The 15,551-nt window shown below is 72.4% G+C and carries 18 protein-coding genes and 2 pseudogenes; 9 read left to right on the forward strand and 11 right to left on the reverse strand.

The window, feature by feature from the left end; genetic code table 11:
• The 4 genes from AB0H81_RS38230 to AB0H81_RS38245 all read right to left on the reverse strand — a co-directional run.
• Positions 1-1,126: thiamine pyrophosphate-binding protein (locus tag AB0H81_RS38230; protein ID WP_358385183.1), on the reverse strand; the 1,126-nt coding region annotated here is incomplete at its 3' end.
• A 50-nt stretch (positions 1,127-1,176) separates the two neighbouring features.
• Positions 1,177-1,392: a hypothetical protein gene (locus tag AB0H81_RS38235; protein ID WP_358385186.1), complete on the reverse strand. Its 216-nt coding sequence runs from the start codon at positions 1,390-1,392 to the stop codon at positions 1,177-1,179.
• Positions 1,389-1,820, reverse strand: a complete 432-nt coding sequence (locus AB0H81_RS38240) for an ATP-binding cassette domain-containing protein (RefSeq protein WP_358385189.1) — start codon at positions 1,818-1,820, stop codon at positions 1,389-1,391. Before AB0H81_RS38240 ends, AB0H81_RS38235 begins: the two co-directional genes overlap by 4 nt.
• On the reverse strand, positions 1,813-1,995 hold the full coding sequence (locus tag AB0H81_RS38245) for a hypothetical protein (protein ID WP_358385230.1): 183 nt from the start codon (positions 1,993-1,995) through the stop codon (positions 1,813-1,815). Before AB0H81_RS38245 ends, AB0H81_RS38240 begins: the two co-directional genes overlap by 8 nt.
• Between AB0H81_RS38245 and AB0H81_RS38250 the strand changes: the two are divergent.
• Positions 1,951-2,130, forward strand: a pseudogene (locus AB0H81_RS38250) (helix-turn-helix domain-containing protein); the annotation flags it as partial. The gene AB0H81_RS38245 and the pseudogene AB0H81_RS38250 sit on opposite strands and share 45 nt — an antisense overlap.
• 1 nt (position 2,131) lies before the next feature.
• On the opposite strand, the gene AB0H81_RS38255 reads toward AB0H81_RS38250, so the two are convergent.
• Entirely contained in the window at positions 2,132-3,436 is a 1,305-nt protein-coding gene (locus AB0H81_RS38255) for an FAD-dependent monooxygenase (protein WP_358385192.1), read from the reverse strand.
• A gap of 96 nt (positions 3,437-3,532) precedes the next feature.
• Positions 3,533-4,081, reverse strand: coding sequence for a PadR family transcriptional regulator (locus tag AB0H81_RS38260; RefSeq protein ID WP_358385195.1), 549 nt, complete (start codon positions 4,079-4,081; stop codon positions 3,533-3,535).
• Positions 4,082-4,173: 92 nt separating this feature from the next.
• Between AB0H81_RS38260 and AB0H81_RS38265 the strand changes: the two genes are divergently transcribed.
• On the forward strand, positions 4,174-4,707 hold the full coding sequence (locus tag AB0H81_RS38265) for a hypothetical protein (protein ID WP_358385198.1): 534 nt from the start codon (positions 4,174-4,176) through the stop codon (positions 4,705-4,707).
• Positions 4,708-4,714: 7 nt separating this feature from the next.
• Here the strand turns inward: AB0H81_RS38265 and AB0H81_RS38270 are convergent, their stop codons facing one another.
• The 4 genes from AB0H81_RS38270 to AB0H81_RS38285 all read right to left on the reverse strand — a co-directional run bounded on the left by AB0H81_RS38270 (position 4,715) and on the right by AB0H81_RS38285 (position 8,308).
• Positions 4,715-5,347 carry a class I SAM-dependent methyltransferase gene (locus AB0H81_RS38270; protein WP_358385201.1) on the reverse strand — a complete coding sequence of 211 codons (633 nt, stop codon included), beginning with the start codon at positions 5,345-5,347 and terminating at the stop codon, positions 4,715-4,717.
• 154 nt (positions 5,348-5,501) lie between these two features.
• Positions 5,502-5,927 (reverse strand): hypothetical protein, encoded by a 426-nt coding sequence (locus tag AB0H81_RS38275; protein ID WP_358385203.1) that lies wholly within the window; start codon positions 5,925-5,927, stop codon positions 5,502-5,504.
• A 15-nt stretch (positions 5,928-5,942) separates the two neighbouring features.
• Positions 5,943-6,881 (reverse strand): MurR/RpiR family transcriptional regulator, encoded by a 939-nt coding sequence (locus tag AB0H81_RS38280; RefSeq protein WP_358385206.1) that lies wholly within the window; start codon positions 6,879-6,881, stop codon positions 5,943-5,945.
• The gene (locus tag AB0H81_RS38285) at positions 6,878-8,308 is read right to left on the reverse strand and encodes a glycoside hydrolase family 3 protein (RefSeq protein WP_358385209.1); all 1,431 of its coding nucleotides are present in this window, start codon (positions 8,306-8,308) and stop codon (positions 6,878-6,880) included. Before AB0H81_RS38285 ends, AB0H81_RS38280 begins: the two co-directional genes overlap by 4 nt.
• Before the next feature lie 165 nt (positions 8,309-8,473).
• Between AB0H81_RS38285 and AB0H81_RS38290 the strand changes: the two genes are divergently transcribed.
• The gene (locus tag AB0H81_RS38290) at positions 8,474-10,030 is read left to right on the forward strand and encodes a family 10 glycosylhydrolase (protein WP_358385212.1); all 1,557 of its coding nucleotides are present in this window, start codon (positions 8,474-8,476) and stop codon (positions 10,028-10,030) included.
• A 16-nt stretch (positions 10,031-10,046) separates the two neighbouring features.
• Positions 10,047-11,147 (forward strand): anhydro-N-acetylmuramic acid kinase, encoded by a 1,101-nt coding sequence (locus AB0H81_RS38295; RefSeq protein WP_358385215.1) that lies wholly within the window; start codon positions 10,047-10,049, stop codon positions 11,145-11,147.
• Here the strand turns inward: AB0H81_RS38295 and AB0H81_RS38300 are convergent, their stop codons facing one another.
• Positions 11,148-11,792, reverse strand: a complete 645-nt coding sequence (locus AB0H81_RS38300) for an FHA domain-containing protein (protein WP_253768097.1) — start codon at positions 11,790-11,792, stop codon at positions 11,148-11,150.
• A gap of 181 nt (positions 11,793-11,973) precedes the next feature.
• Between AB0H81_RS38300 and AB0H81_RS38305 the strand changes: the two genes are divergently transcribed.
• The 5 genes and pseudogenes from AB0H81_RS38305 to AB0H81_RS38325 all read left to right on the forward strand — a co-directional run.
• Complete coding sequence (locus AB0H81_RS38305; protein WP_358385218.1) at positions 11,974-13,095, forward strand: citrate/2-methylcitrate synthase; 1,122 nt, start codon at positions 11,974-11,976, stop codon at positions 13,093-13,095.
• Positions 13,092-13,385 carry a DUF3017 domain-containing protein gene (locus AB0H81_RS38310; protein WP_358385221.1) on the forward strand — a complete coding sequence of 98 codons (294 nt, stop codon included), beginning with the start codon at positions 13,092-13,094 and terminating at the stop codon, positions 13,383-13,385. The genes AB0H81_RS38305 and AB0H81_RS38310 overlap by 4 nt, the downstream gene beginning before the upstream one ends.
• Positions 13,386-13,438: 53 nt before the next feature.
• Complete coding sequence (locus tag AB0H81_RS38315; RefSeq protein ID WP_358385224.1) at positions 13,439-14,656, forward strand: NADP-dependent isocitrate dehydrogenase; 1,218 nt, start codon at positions 13,439-13,441, stop codon at positions 14,654-14,656.
• Between the two features lie 176 nt (positions 14,657-14,832).
• Positions 14,833-15,291, forward strand: coding sequence for a MarR family transcriptional regulator (locus AB0H81_RS38320; protein WP_358385227.1), 459 nt, complete (start codon positions 14,833-14,835; stop codon positions 15,289-15,291).
• A 40-nt stretch (positions 15,292-15,331) separates the two neighbouring features.
• A pseudogene (locus AB0H81_RS38325) lies at positions 15,332-15,551 on the forward strand (MFS transporter); the annotation flags it as partial.

Here is a 15,551-nt window from a genome sequence, read left to right on the forward strand (position 1 = left end):
CCCACGCGGACCGCACCCGCGCGGCCGGGCGCTCGGCGGCATGGGCCGGAGCGGGGACGGCCGGAGCAGGGGCGGGCGAAGCGGCATGGGCCGGAGCAGGGCCGGCTGAAGCGGTACGGGCGGGGAGCAGGGCGGCCAGGCGGGCGCAGGTCGCGGCCGGGTCCGCCAGGCAGGCCAGGTCGGCCGGGCTGCGATGCGCCTCCGACGGGTCGTCCGTGACCAGCGCCACCAGCGTGCCCGGCTCCACCAGCGGTCCCGGCGTGTACGAGTACTGCCGGAAGATCGGCGCGCCCACGGCGAGCACCACGTCGTGTCCCGCCAGCGCCGCCCGCAGCCGCGGGCGATCGGCGGGCAGCACGCCCGCGAACAGCGGATGGTCCTGGGGGAACCCGGCCCGCGCCCCGAACGGCTCCTGCCACACCGGGCACCCGAGCCGCTCGGCGAGCGCGACCAGCGGCTCCCACGCGCGGCACGCCCCCGCGCCCGCCACGATGACCGGCACCCGCGCCCCGCCGACCAGCTCGGCCAGCGGTGCCAGCTCGCCGTCCAGGTGACCGCCGGCGCCCGAGGCCGCCGCGTCGTCCGAGGCGGCTCCGGGACGGGCGGGCGGGCGCAGCAGTCGGGCCGGCGCCGCCAGGATCTCCCCCTCGTACGGCGCGTCCCAGTCGTTCATCGGGACGACCACCAGCGCCGGCCCCCGGAACGTGACCGCCTCGTGGGCGGCCCGCGCCACGGCCCCCGGCACGTCCTGGGCCCGGACCGGCTGGTCCACCCACACCGGGTAGTCGCCCGCCAGCCCGGCCAGCCGCCCCGCGAGGAACGGCTCCAGCGCCAGGTGCCGGCGGTCCTGCTGGCCCACGAGGACGACCAGCGGCACCCGGTTGACGCGGGCGGTCGCGATGGCGCCCACCGCGTTGCCGAGCCCGGCCGTGGTGTGCAGCACGGCGAGCGCCGGCGCGTCGTGCCCCATCGCCCACCCGGTGGCCATGCCCACCACGGAGCCCTCGTGCAGCGCCAGCACGAACCTCAGGTCGTCGGGCAGGCCGCCCAGCAGCGCGACCTCGGTGGACCCCGGATTGGCGAAGACCGTGGTCAGCCCGGCCCGCCGCAGAACGTCGAAGGTCACCTCCCGCACGCTGACCGTGCCCCCCGGACCCCGTCCCCCGCCGCGTACGCTCACAGTTTCTCCCTCGCGCGCTGGATCCGCTCGTACACGTGACCGCGCAGCTCTCCGAACCGCGCCGGCGAGCGCGTGCCGAGCTGGTCCCGTACGGCGGGCAGGTCGATCTTCACGTCCTCCAGGACGCCCGTCGGCGACGACGACAGCACGACGACCCGCTGCCCGAGGTACACGGCCTCGTCGAAGTCGTGGGTGACGAACAGCGTGGTCACCCCGAGGTCCCGCCAGAGCGCAAGGATGAGGTCCTCCAGGTCCGCCCGGGTCTGGGCGTCCACGGCCGCGTGCAGCGAACCGTACACCAGCTCGGCCCGCCGGGGGGCCGGCACCCGCTTTCCTTCAGCGGCAGCTCGATGTTCTCCCGCACGGTCATCCACGGGAACAGGCTGCGCCCGTACTCCTGGAACACCACGGCCGCCCGCGGCGGCGGCCCCGTGACCGGCACGCCGGCCACCCGCACCCGGCCGCCGGTGACCGGCGGCAGCCCGGCGACGCAGCGCAGCAGCATGGTCTTGCCGCACCCCGACGGCCCGACCACGCACACCAGCTCGCCCGCGCCCACGTCGAAGGTGATCGAGCGGATGGCCTCCACGGTCCGGTTCGGGCTCTCGTACGTGCGGCGCAGTCCCGAGATCTCAAGCACGGGCGGCTCCGCTGCCGTGGTACCAGACCAGGACCCGGCGCTCCAGCAGCCGGACCGCCGAGTTGACCCCGATCCCCACCAGCCCGGCCAGCACGATCAGCGCGTAGACGGTGTCCACGGCCCCGCCGTTCTGCGCCTGCTGGATCTCCAGCCCCAGCCCCGGGCTCCCGATCACCAACTCCGCCTCGCGGTCATCCGGGCGTTCAGCGCCACGCCCCCCGAGCTGACGCCGAGCGAGGTGGCCCGCGCGACGGGCCTCACCAGGGCCGCGGCCAGGAGGTTCCTGCTGAGGCTGGCCGACCTCGGGTACTTCAGTTGAGCACCGCGCGGCCCAGGGGCGGCACGGCTCCGCAGGCCCGGAAGAACCCCCGGGCCGCGGACCGCTTCAACGCGTTGCGGGTGATGGCCGCCTCGGTGTTGCGCACGGCCTCGCGGACCGTGTCGAACCCGTGCCGCAGCATGTCCTCCTCGTAGTCCCGCAACGCCTGGAGCAGCGGTTTCTCCCCGCCGCGTACGGCGGTGAGCGCGGCGCAGAGCCGCTGCGCGTCGCGCAGGGCCGTGTTGCCGCCGAGTCCCCCGACCGGTGGCATGTGGTGGACGGCGTCGCCGAGCCCCGTGACGGGGCCGTGGTCCCGTGACCCGGGCGGGCGGGCGGCGCTGAAGCGGGTGGGGAGGAGGTCGTCCGGCCGGGACTCCGTGATGAGGCGCCGCAGGTCGGGATGCCAGTCCGCGGTCCGCGCGGCCAGCATCTCCCGCACCTCGGCCCGGTCCATCGTGCCGAACCCCGGCGGGAAGGTGTCGCGGTGGGCGATGTAGGCCCACAGGACGTAGTCGTCGTCGCGCGAGTCGGCCAGCAGGTGCTCGAGGTCGAGCCCGAGCGCGCGCACCCGGTCACCGAGCCGGTCGATGATGGCCTCCGGCTGCTCGCGCCGGCGGAAGATCGCGGTGAAGAGGAAGTCGCGGCGCGGCCAGAAGATGTTCGGGCGGGAGAGCAGCCGTTCCGGCAGCCAGCGCCGGTTCTCCTCGGTGAGGATCAGCTTGCCGCCCACGGCCACGGCGGGCAGCTCCGCGCGTCCGGCCTCGGGGTGGAGCTGGCCCCAGACCCGCGAGTTCGCGCCGTCGGCGGCGACGAGCACGTCGGCGGTGGCGCTGGTCCCGTCGGAGAACGTCGCCGTGACCGCCGTCCCGTCGCCGGCAGGTGCCATGCCGGTGAACTCCTTGCCGAAGCGGACCACGTCGTCCAACCCGGCCAGCAGCAGCTTGCGTAAGGTGACGCGGCTGACCGCGTGGCCGCCCGTCGCGGGGTCGAGCGGGTCGCGCCCCGGGTCCTCCTCGCCGATCATGACCAGCGGCCGCATCCGCTCGTCCAGGAACCCGATGCCCGGCCCCGGATCGCCCGCGGTCGCCACCAGCACCTCCCACAGGGCGGGCGGCAGACAGGCGTGCAGGGCGACGCCGCCGGTCGGCTCGATGTTCAGCCGGAACCCCTGGAGCCGTGAGTCGGCCGTGCCGTCACGCTCGTACACGGTGACGCGCACGCCGGCCCGCCTCAGGCCCTGCGCCAGGCAGAGCCCGCCGATCCCGCCGCCGATGACGGCGACGTCCAGATCTCTCATGATCTTTCCTGCCTTCCTTTCAGGACCGGCCCCCGCACCCGGGAGGCCGGTGGGCGCGGGGTCGTCACGCCTCGGAGCCCCGCCCGTAGCCGGCCGTCACTCCTGCTCGGCCGCCATGTCGTCCAGCTCCGCGAGCAGGCGGTCGTGCCAGGTCACCTCCGCCTCCAGCCGCACCAGGCTGTGGTCGAACGCGACGGCCTCCAGCCGGGTCAGGTGCGGCGTGGCCTCGGCGCGCAGCCGCCGCCAGAAGTCGAGCTGACGGGCGTAGGAGTCGCGCCGGGCCTGGGCGGCGTCACGCAGCTCCCCGGCGCCGATCTCCCCGCGGTGCAGCAGCACGAGCTGGATCGGATCGGGCCGCAGGCTGGTGTCGGCGAGGACGGACCGGATCAGCGTCGCCAGTTCGGCCCGTCCCTTGCCGGTGATCCCGTACACGGTGCGCGCCGGCAGGTTGCCCTCCTGCTCGGTGCGGACCACCTCGATGACCCCCTCGTCCGCCATCCGCCGCAACGCCCCGTACAGGGAGCCGGGCTTGACGTCCGCCCACAGCTCGACCCGGTCGAGCTGCGCGGCGGCCCGGATCTTGTGCCCGTGCATGGGCCCGCCGTCGGCCAGTGCGCCGAGGATGAAGAGGCGTGTCGCTCGCATACGACTACTCAAACACGAGTAGCCGAAGGTGGTCAAGACGAGTACTCAAAAACGAGTAGTCACCAGATGTTGCGCCTGCGATCATGGGGAGGGTGCTGACCGTGAGGATGAACGACGCCGCGGCCGAACTGCTCGGCATCCTGGACGGGCCGGCGGCCGCCGAGCCGCCGGGCGGCCTGGCCCCCGGCCTCCGGGAGTGGCTGGCGGACGGCATCGTCCGCCGGGGCGAGGTGGTGACCTGGGCGTCCGAGGCGGAGAGCGCCGAGGACGCCCCCGGAATGTTCGGGGAGCTCACGCATTGGGAGCACACCCTGATGTCCTTCCACCTGGAGGACTACGTCCCGGTCGAGGTCGTCCTGGACGACGAGGGCGCTCCGTGGATCAGCGAGGAGGACCAGCGGACCCTGCTCGTGCACGGGGTCGCGTTCGCCCTGGAGTTCGGCAAGGGCGTCTACGCCCTGGACCCGCCCACCGCGGTCAGGCTCACCGTCGGGGCGAACGAGACGAACGGCACGTTCAGGTTCAACCGGATCAGGCCCGGAGAGCCGTGGAACGACACAGATCTGGAGGGATACCAGCACAGCAAGATCGTCATGATCGACATCGAGCCCGCCGGCTGCCCGTGAGCCGTCGTCAGGCGGCGGGTTTGCGGGCGGCGAAGCGTTCGATCACGCCGAGCTTGAACCGGTGGTGCCGCTCCACCGCGAAGCCCATGCCGGTGACCAGCGGCAGCGGCCGGCGGCGGAAGTGCTCGCCCTGCAACGGAACGCTCACCAGGTCGGCCGCCGCCTGCAGGACCCGGATCGGCCAGGAGGACGAGGCGACGTGGTCGGCCAGCAGGAGCAGGCCGCCCGGCCGCAGCACGCGGTTCATCTCGGCGAGCGCCCGCAACGCGTCGGGGATCGCGCACAGCGCGAACGTGCAGACCACCGTGTCGAAGCAGGCGTCGGGGAACGGCAGCGCCTGCGCGTCGGCCTGCCGGAGGTCGGCCGGCACGCCGAGTGACCGGGCGCGGCGCCCGGCCGCCGCGAGCATCGCCTCGCTCCACTCCACGCCGGTCAGCCGCACGTCGTCCGGGTAGTGCGCGAGGTTGAGGCCGGTGCCGATCGCGACCTCCAGCGTCTCACCCGAGGCCTGGCGGCAGAGCCACTCGCGGGTGTCGCCGAAGAAGCGGCGCTCGGCGAACGCCATCTGCCGGTCATAGGTCACGGCCTGGCGGTCCCAGTACGCGCGCAACCGCAGGTCGCGCCCATCGGAGTCGGCCACGGCGTCACCAGCCCTTCCCCCGGCTCTGCGATCGACCCTACCCACCGGGATCACCGTCCGCGCGCGTCGCCGTCCACGCACGGGAGGGGACCGCCGGGCGGTACGCGTCCATGGCGTACCGCCCGGCGGTCGCCGTCCGCTCCCGGCGGGGCGCCTACTGCTGGGGACGGGCCCCCGGCTTGTCGACGACCTTCGTCTCCAGTTGCGCGCTCCACACCAGAGGAGCACCGGCCTTGACGGTTCCGTCCGCCCCGCTGGGGAGGGACGCTGCCGCGCCGGCCTCCTCGGGGAACGGCCGGTCGGCGAGGTTCTCGCCGTAGAGGCCGAGGAAGCGGTAGTCCTCGGCGTCGACGATGATCTCGGAACGTTCCCGCGTCCCGGTGTAGGCGAACGCGACACCGTGGCGGCCCGCCGCGTCCACGGCGTCCTGCTTGACCGAGACGCCGTCGATCATCGGCAGCGCGCGGAACAATGCCGCGCGGACCTGCGGGGTGAGCGGTTGCCCGCCCATGAGCGTGCTGATCGTCTGGAACGCGCGCTCCTGCTCGGACCATGCTTTTGAGGCCCCCGCGAGGACCATGCTTTCGAGGAGAGGTCAGCGGAGGCGGTAGCGTTCCGTGGCTTGGCGGGTGGCGCGGATGGCGGCGTCGGCCGTGTCGTACGTGCGCTGGGCGAGCCCGACGAACACGCAGTCCACGATCAGGAGCTGGCTGATGCGGCTGGCCAGCGCCCCCGGGCGGAACGCGGTCTCCCGTCCCGCCGACACCATCGTGTGGTGCGCCAGACCGGCCAGCGTCGAGCGCGGGTTGTTGGTGATGCCCACGACAGTGGCGCCGGCCTCGGCCGCCGTGCGGGCCGGGACGAGCACGTCCGGCGTCTCGCCGCTGCAGCTGATGGCCACGGCCACGTCGCCCTCCTTGAGCAGCGCGGCGCTGGTCAGCGCCAGGTGGGCGTCCGCGAACGGGTGGGTCGACAGGCCGATCCGCAGCAGCTTCTGCGACATGTCCGCCGCCACCAGGCCGGACGCGCCGACCCCGTAGACGTCCACGCGGCGGGCGGCGGCGATGGCCGTGACCACCTCGCCGAGCCGGCCGGGGTCGAGCTGGGCGGCCGTGTCCGCCAGCGCCTCGGATTCGGCCCGCGCCACCTTGGCGATCACGTCGGTGAGCGGGTCCTCGGGGCCGAGGTCGCCAGGTACGAGGCGTTCGGGCTCCTTGGCGACCGCCACGGCCGCCGCCAGCGCGAACCGTAGCTGGGAGTAGCCGCTGTAGCCGAGGACCCGGGCCGTGCGGACGATCGTCGCCTCGCTGGTGCCGGACACCGCGCTGAACTCGGTGATCGTGCTGCGCACCACCAGCTCGGGGTCGTCGAGGATGATGCGCGCGATGGCCCGCGCCGCCGGGGTGAGGGACGGGAGCACGGCCCGGACGGCGGCGGCCGGGTTGGCGGGCTCGGGCGGCGAGGCGGCCCGGCTCGCGCGGGCGGACCCCTCAGGCGGGTCCGTGGACGGGGCGGGGGCGGTGAGGTCGCTCATCGGGTCAGCCATTCGGCCGCCGCGCGCGCCGAAACGCGGGAGATGCCGTGCGTGGCGACGTGCGCCGCGCCCTGGGGCGGCCCGGCGATGCCGGTGTCCACCACGATCGTGTCCGGCCGCGCCCGTACGGCCTGCTCCACCCGTTCCCGGACCCAGGCGTGCCGGGCCGCGTCGTGGACGGCGAGGACGACGGGCCGCTCGCCGAACGGCGGCAGCTCGCCCCCGTCGGTCATCCGCACCCGCTCGGTACCCGGCAGCAGTTCGGCCAGCGCCGCCGTGAGGCCCGTCGGCATGGACGGGTCCACGGCCTGGCTGAGCCGCGTGTTGACCTCCACGACGAGCGGCGGGCGGGTGAGCCGGGCCGTGCCGGTCGTGGTCAGGGCCGCCCTGGCCGCCTCCAGGCCCACGCCGGGGTCGGCGTCGGCGACGGCCTTCTCGCGGGCCGCCGCCTGCTCGGCGTACCAGCGGGAGACCGAGCGCACCCGGGACGCGGCCTCCGCCAGGCGCTCCTCGGGCAGGACGCCCTCGCGGACCGCCGTCATGATGGCGGAACGCAGCTCGGTGAGGCCCTGCTCGGTGACCAGTCCGGCGCAGACGGCGTCGGCGCCGGCCGCGAGCGCGCGTACCGCGATCTCGCCGGGGGAGTGCAGCGCGGCGACCGCCCGCATCTCGATGGCGTCCGTGACGAGCATCCCGCCGAAGCCGAGCTCACCCCTGAGGAGCTCGGTCAGGATCGTACGGCTGAGCGTCGCGGGCACGCCGGGGTCGAGGGCGGGGACGAGCAGATGACCGCACATGATCGACCGGACGCCTGCCTCGACGGCGGCGCGGAACGGCGGCAGGTCGCGCTCCGCCAGCGTCTCCCGCGAGACGTGCACGGTGGGCAGCGCCAGGTGCGAGTCGGTGGTGGTGTCGCCGTGCCCGGGGAAGTGCTTGGCGCAGGCCGCGACCCCGGCTCCTTGCACGCCCCGCACGTACGCGGCCGTGTGGCGGGCCACCAGGTCCGGCTCGGGGCCGAACGAGCGGACGCCGATGACGGGGTTGGCCGGGTTGGCGTTGACGTCGGCCGAGGGCGCGTAGTCGAGCGTGATGTCGGCCTCGGCCAGCATCCGGCCGATCTGGCGGCCGACGCGCTCGGTCAGCTCCACGTCGTCCACGACGCCGAGGGCGCGGTTTCCGGGGAACGAGCTGCCCTGTTCGACCTCCAGCCGGGTGACCGCGCCGCCCTCCTCGTCCACGGCCACGACGACGGCGGGGTTCTCGGCACGCAGGCGGCGCACCACCTCGGCGTCCGGCCGGTTGCGGGCGAACAGCACCACCCCGCCGAGGCCCTCGCCCAGCGCCCGGCGCATCCAGTCGGGCACCTCCAGGCCGTCGTAGCCGGGTTGCAGCACGGCAGAGGCGAGCCCGTACAGGTCAGTGGTCATGGGACCTCCTTCGCCGGTCCCGTGACCAGGCGGCTGTGGCGGACGATGATGTCACCGGTGACGCCCGGAAGGCGTGCGCGGCATTTTCCTTCACGATTATTGAACTGAAGGTAATTTTCTGTCATCGTCGCCCTCGACACAACCGCTTCCGAGAGGCCACCCCCCATGCCGAGCAGAAGGACAGTCCTCAAAGGTCTCGCCCTCGCCGCAGCCGCGTCCACGGTGCCGCTGCCCGCCTACGCCGATCCGACCACGACCGCCACCGCCTCAGAGGCCGCGTACGTCCCGCCGCTGCGCCAGATGCGCGGCATGTGGATCGCGTCGGTGGTCAACATCAACTGGCCCTCGAAGCAGGGGCTGTCCGCCGACGAGCAGAAGGCCGAGTTCATCGCCTGGCTCGACCTGGCCGTGCAGCGCAAGCTCAACTCGGTGTTCGTGCAGATCCGGCCGACCGCCGACGCGTTCTGGCCGTCGCCGTTCGAGCCGTGGTCGCACTGGCTGACCGGCGTCCAGGGGCAGGACCCCGGCTACGACCCGCTCGGCTTCGCCGTGGCCGAGACCCACAAGCGCGGCCTGGCCTTCCATGCCTGGTTCAACCCGTACCGCGTGTCGATGCAGACCGACCCCTCCAAGCTGCACCCCGACCACCCCGGCCGCAAGCACCCCGAGTGGATCCTGCCGTTCGGCGGCAAGCTCTACTACAACCCCGGCCTGCCGGAGGTGCGCAAGTTCTGCCAGGACGCCATGCTCGACGCGCTCACCCGCTACGACATCGACGGCCTGCACTTCGACGACTACTTCTACCCGACCAACACGACGGCCTTCGACGACAGCGCCGCCTTCGCCCAGTACGGCGCCGGCTTCCCCGACCTGGCCACCTGGCGGCGGCACAACGTCGACCTCATGGTCTCGGAGATGCAGCAGCGCGTCCGCGAGGCCAAGCCGGACGTCGCCTGGGGCATCAGCCCGTCGGGCATCTGGCGCAACAAGGCCAGCGACCCGCTCGGCTCCGAGACCAGCGGCGGCCAGTCGTACGACGGCCTGCACGCCGACACCCGCGGCTGGGTGAAGAAGGGCTGGCTCGACTACATCGCGCCGCAGCTCTACTGGTACATGGGACAGCCGCCCGCCGACTACTCCAAGCTCGTCCCGTGGTGGGCCGACGTGGCCGACGGCACCAACACGCTGCTGTGGATCGGCCAGGCCGCCTACAAGGCCGGAGACCCGGCGCAGGCCGCCGACTGGCAGGACCCGGCGGAGCTGTCCGACCACCTGACGCTCAACCGCGCGCACCCGCAGGTGTCCGGCGACATCTGGTACAACGCCAACGACGTGCGCGCCGACCGTATCGGCTCGATCAGCACGGCGATCAACAACCACTACACGCGCCCCGCGCTCGCCCCGGTCGTCCCGCGCCTGGCCGGCGGGGAGCCGCCGCGCCGTCCCGTGCTCGCCTACGCGCTGCGCCGTTCCGGCGGCGTCGAGGTGCGCGCGGTCGCGACCGGGCGGGACGAGCCGTTCCAGTTCGCGATCTTCCGCTTCTCCGGGCGGCCCGGACGAGGCGCCTTCGACGACGCCCGCAACCTCGTCGCCGTCGTCCCCGGCGACCGGCAGGTGCGCTGGCTCGACCCCGAGGGCAAGCGGGGAGACCACTACCACGTGGTGGCCGTGGACCGGGTCAACCGGACCAGCAAGCCGAGCAACGGCTTCGTGGTGCTCTGACGAGGAAGGGAGCGCGATGCGGGTTCTGGGCCTCATCTCCGGCACCTCGCACGACGGCATCGACAGCGCCGTCGTGGACTGGTCGCTGAGCGACGGCGTCCTCACCGGCGTGGTCGAGCACACCGGCGAGGAGCCGTACGAGCCCGGCCTGAGGGCCCGCATCGTGGCCGCCCTGCCCCCGAACCGGGTGGACATGGGCGAGGTGTGCGCGCTCGACACCCTCATCGGCCAGGCGTTCGCCGAGGCCGCGGCGCGCGCGCCGCGGGCCGAGCTGATCTGCTCCCACGGCCAGACGCTCTTCCACTGGGTCGAGGACGGCCGGGTCAGGGGCACGCTCCAGCTCGGCCAGCCCGCCTGGATCGCCGAGCGCACCGGCCTGCCGGTCGTCTCGGACGTCCGGGCCCGCGACGTCGCGGCGGGCGGCCAGGGCGCGCCGCTCGTGTCGTACCTCGACCTGCTGCTCATGGCCGGGCTGCCGGGCCGCTCCGGCGCGCTCAACCTGGGCGGCATCGCCAACCTGACGGTGCGCGAGCCCGCGATCGCCTACGACACCGGGCCAGCGTGCGCGCTCATCGACGCCGCCGCCCCGCCGTACGACGAGGACGGAGCGCTCGGCGCGGCCGGGACCGTGGACGACACGCTGCTGGCGGAGCTGCTGGCCGAGCCGTACTACGCCAAGGAACCGCCGAAGTCCACGGGTAAAGAGTTGTTCGCGCCGGGCTACGTCACAGCCGGCCTTCCGCTCCCCGACCTGGTGGCCACGCTGACGGCGCTGACCGCCGAGACCGTGGCCGCCGAGATCCGCCGGCACCGGCTCGACACGGTGATCGTGTCGGGCGGCGGCGTCCGCAATCCCACGCTCATGGGCATGCTGCGCGCCCGCGTGCCGGACGCCCGGCTGCTCACCAGCGACGAGCTCGGCGTGCCCGCCGGCGCCAAGGAGGCCATCGCCTTCTCGCTGTTCGGCTGGCTGACCGCGCACGGCCTGCCCGCCACCGTGCCGAGCTGCACGGGCGCCTCGGGGGCGCGCGTGCTGGGCACGCTGACGCCGGGCTCCGATCCGCTGGCGCTGCCGGCGCCTCTCGCCGAGGCGCCGATCGCGATCCGCTTCGCCTGATTACGAGGCCCGGCGCCCCGCCGCGGACGGCTGGTCGGCCGGGGTGCCCGTGCGCTGTGGCGGCACCACGGGCGTCGGCCGGACCAGGCCCAGCGCGACGACCTCGTTGGCCAGCCGGGTGCGCCGGTTGGTGCCCTCCGGGATGCGGAACTTCTGGTACAGCCGCAGCAGGTGCTGCTTGACCGCGGCCTCCGTCACGACCAGGTCGTCGGCGATCTCCCGAGCCGTCGCCGGGGCCACGAACGCCTCGTCGGACAGCGCCGGCCGGCAGAGCGAGGTCAGGACGTCCACCTCGCGCCTGGTCAGCTCGGGCGCCGCCGCCCTGCGGAGCTCGACCTCCGGGGCGAAGTCCTCGCGGGGGACGCCGCCGATGCGACCGCGCGCCGCCCCGAAGGAGACGACGTCGCCGTCGTCCAGGACCCTCCGGGCGATCGGCCTGCCATTCACCCGCGTGCCGTTGCGGGACAGGCCCAGGTCAACGACGTACAGGTAGGGTCCTCGCCTGACGAACTCGGCATGGAGCCGAGACACGCTGGGGTCGGTCAGCCGGATGTCGACACCGCGGCCCCTTCCGACCGTCGTGATCTCGGGGCGCAACGGGACGACCTCGCCGGTGTCCTCGATGCGTATGAACGGCCCCTCCACGGCAGTTCCTCCCCAGGTAGCCCGCCGTAACTCTTACTACAGCTCCGGCTTACCCAAACGAGGGGATGGGGAATCGCCTTTGCCATAAGGAGAATGACGCGTGAAATTGGTCTGGACCTTCGCAGACGGTTTTGCCTGCTCACGGGTAGACTTCCACCGAAGATAACCGGAGGAAACACTCATGGCGGACAAGCCCACGAAAGGCCTGGCCGACGTCGTAGCCGCGTCCACGGCAGTGAGCGACATCGACGGTAAGGCCGGTCGCCTGTTCTACCGGGGATACGACATCCACGACCTGGCAGGCAGAGCGACGTTCGAAGAGACCGCCCATCTGCTCCAGCGGGGCAAGCTCCCCAACCGGGAGGAGCTCGGCGCCTTCGGGGAAGAGCTGGCGCGTGGCCGCGAGCTCGGAGCGCTCGCCGCGGCGAACATCGCCGAGATCGCCGAGAAGCAGAAACCGATGGAGGCCCTGCGCAGCCTCGTCTCCCTGTCCGCCGCGGACGACGCCGACCGTGACTCGATCGCCCCGGACGCCAACCTGCGCAAGGCCGCCCGTCTGACCGCCCAGCAGCCGCTGCTCGTGGCCGGCTACCACGCGGCCCGCACCGGGGGCACCCCGCCGGAGCCGAACCCGGAGCTGAGCATCGCGGGCAACTTCCTGCTCCAGGTCACGGGCCGCGAGCCCGCGGCGCGCGAGGTGGAGCTCTTCGACACCTGCCTCGTGCTGCACGCCGACCACACGATGAACGCCTCCACGTTCGCCGCCCGGGTGTGCGCCGCCACGCTGTCCGACATGCACTCCGCGATCGTCGCCGCCATCGGCACGCTCAAGGGCCCGCTGCACGGTGGCGCGAACGAGCAGGTCATGAAGACCCTGGAGTCGCTCTCACCGGACGACGTGGCCCGCTCGGTCCGCGAGAAGCTGGACGCCCACGAGAAGATCATGGGCTTCGGCCACCGGGTCTACAAGACGGAGGATCCGCGGGCCACGCACCTGCGCCGCATGTCGCAGGAGCTGGCGGAGGCGTCGGGCGACGACACGTACTACCGGATGTCCAAGGAGATGGAGGAGGTCGTCTTCGAGACGAAGGGCCTCTACCCGAACGTCGACTTCTACGCCGCGACGGTCTACCACTACCTCGGCATCCCGACGGACCTGTTCACGCCGGTCTTCTCGATCAGCCGCATGGCGGGCTGGACGGCCCACGTGATCGAGCAGCACGCCGACAACCGCCTGATCCGTCCCGACAGCGAGTACATCGGAGAGCGGGACCAGAAGTGGAAGCCGATCGAGGAAAGGTGACTCCGTCGGATGAGAGTTGGGGGCCGTACCCGCTGATCCTGGCGGGTGCGGTCGTGGCCGTCGTCGTGACTCTGCTGGTGGACCCGCGGTGGGGCGGGTTCACGCTGGGCGGCGCGGTGATGGTGGCCGCCGCCCTGCGCTTCGCGGGGTACGGCGGCCAGCTCGCCGTGCGCAGCAGGAAGACGGACGTCGTCACGCTGGGCGTGTTCGGCTTCGTGCTCGTGCTGACCTCCCTCTTGCTGGGGAACAACGAGCTCAAGGCCCTCATCATGTCCCTTTTCGCACGCTGACCTGGCGGTCCGATAGCCTCGACGCATCAATTCATTGAAGGGGAACCATTCGCATGCCCAAGATCAAGGTGGAGGGTCCGGTCGTCGAGCTTGACGGCGACGAGATGACCAGGATCATCTGGCAGTTCATCAAGGAACAGCTGATCCTGCCCTACCTCGACGTCGACCTGAAGTACTACGACCTCGGCATCGAGCATCGCGACGCCACGGACGACCAGGTCACCATCGACGCCGCCAACGCCATCAAGCAGTACGGCGTGGGTGTGAAGTGCGCCACGATCACTCCCGACGAGGCGCGGGTGGAGGAGTTCGGCCTGAAGAAGATGTGGCGGTCGCCGAACGGCACGATCCGCAACATCCTCGGCGGCGTCATCTTCCGCGAGCCGATCATCATGTCGAACGTGCCGCGGCTGGTGCCGGGCTGGACCAAGCCGATCGTGGTCGGCCGTCACGCGTTCGGCGACCAGTACCGCGCGACGGACCTGAAGATCCCCGGTGAGGGCTCGCTGACCCTGACGTTCACCCCGAAGGACGGCTCCGAGCCGATCGAGCTGGACGTCTACGACTTCCCCGGCCCGGGTGTCGCCCTGGCCATGTACAACCTGGACGAGTCGATCCGCGACTTCGCGCGCGCGTCCATGCGGTACGGCCTGGCCCGCGACTACCCCGTCTACCTGTCGACGAAGAACACGATTCTCAAGGCGTACGACGGCCGCTTCAAGGACATCTTCGCCGAGGTCTACGAGAACGAGTTCAAGGCCGACTTCGAGAAGGCCGGCCTGATCTACGAGCACCGCCTGATCGACGACATGGTCGCCGCGGCCCTGAAGTGGGAGGGCGGCTACGTCTGGGCGTGCAAGAACTACGACGGCGACGTCCAGTCCGACACGGTCGCGCAGGGATTCGGCTCGCTCGGCCTGATGACCTCCGTCCTGATGACGCCCGACGGCCGCACCGTCGAGGCCGAGGCCGCCCACGGCACGGTGACCCGGCACTACCGCCAGCACCAGCAGGGCAAGCCGACCTCCACCAACCCGATCGCCTCGATCTTCGCGTGGACGCGCGGCCTGGCCCACCGCGGCAAGCTCGACAACACCCCCGCGGTGACCGAGTTCGCCAACACGCTGGAGCAGGTCTGCGTCGAGACCGTCGAGGGCGGTCAGATGACCAAGGACCTCGCGCTGCTGGTCGGCGGCGACGCCGAGTGGCTGACCACCCAGGACTTCCTGGCCGCGCTGGACGAGAACCTCAAGAAGAAGATGTCCGTCTAGTTCGAAAACGGCCTCTACCTACGATTCTGTCGTGCGGTAGAGGCCGTTTCGCATGTCTGGGCCGTCTCTGGGCCATCACAGCTTCGGGCCGGACGTGGTCGCCTCGGTGCAGATCATCACCCGCGCCAGTCGACCGTTTCCATAAGCTATGAATATAAAAATGTTATGCTTCGGGCATGAGTCGTCAAGACGCCGCTCCTGGCGCGTCCGCCGCCATCGGGGCAGCCCTCTACGGCCTGGCCACCAGGGCCACGAGACGCCTGCCCCGGGACATGAGCCTGACGTCCGCCGCCACCCTGGCCACCCTGGACCGGACCGGCCCGCGGCGCATCACCGATCTGGCAGCGGTCGAGGGCGTCACCCAGCCCGCGATGACCGCCCTGGTCCGGGTGATGGAGGAGTCCGGCCTGGTCGAGCGGCGGGGTGACGAGGCCGACAAGCGGGTCACGCTGGTGTGCCTGACCGAGGCCGGCGCCTCCTATGTCCGGACGCGGCGCCAGGCGGGCGTCCAAGCGTTCGAGCGGTTGATCGGTGAGCTCACCGGCGACGAGGTCGAGGCGCTGGTGGCGGCCCTTCCGGCGCTGAAGCATCTGGAAGAGCTCGAAAACCAGGACCGCGAAGGGCCGAAGCAGTGACCGGGCGGCCGGTCGGGGTCGCGCGGTGAAGGCGTTCCCGGTGGCGCGTTCCGAGGCGCGGCTGCTCGTCCCCGCCCTGATGTTCATCGCTCCGGTCGTGGCGGCGGTCGCCAGCCTCGGGGCGCCGCTCATCACCAGCGTGGCGACCTCGTTCCACGTCTCGCTCGGCAGCGCGCAGTGGACGCTGACCGTCGCGCTGCTCAGCGGCGCCGTCGCCACGCCGGTCCTGGGCCGGCTCGGAGCCGGCCCGCACCGGCGGG

Origin of the sequence: Nonomuraea sp. NPDC050691 (assembly GCF_040654455.1) — a bacterium.
GTDB lineage: Bacteria > Actinomycetota > Actinomycetes > Streptosporangiales > Streptosporangiaceae > Nonomuraea.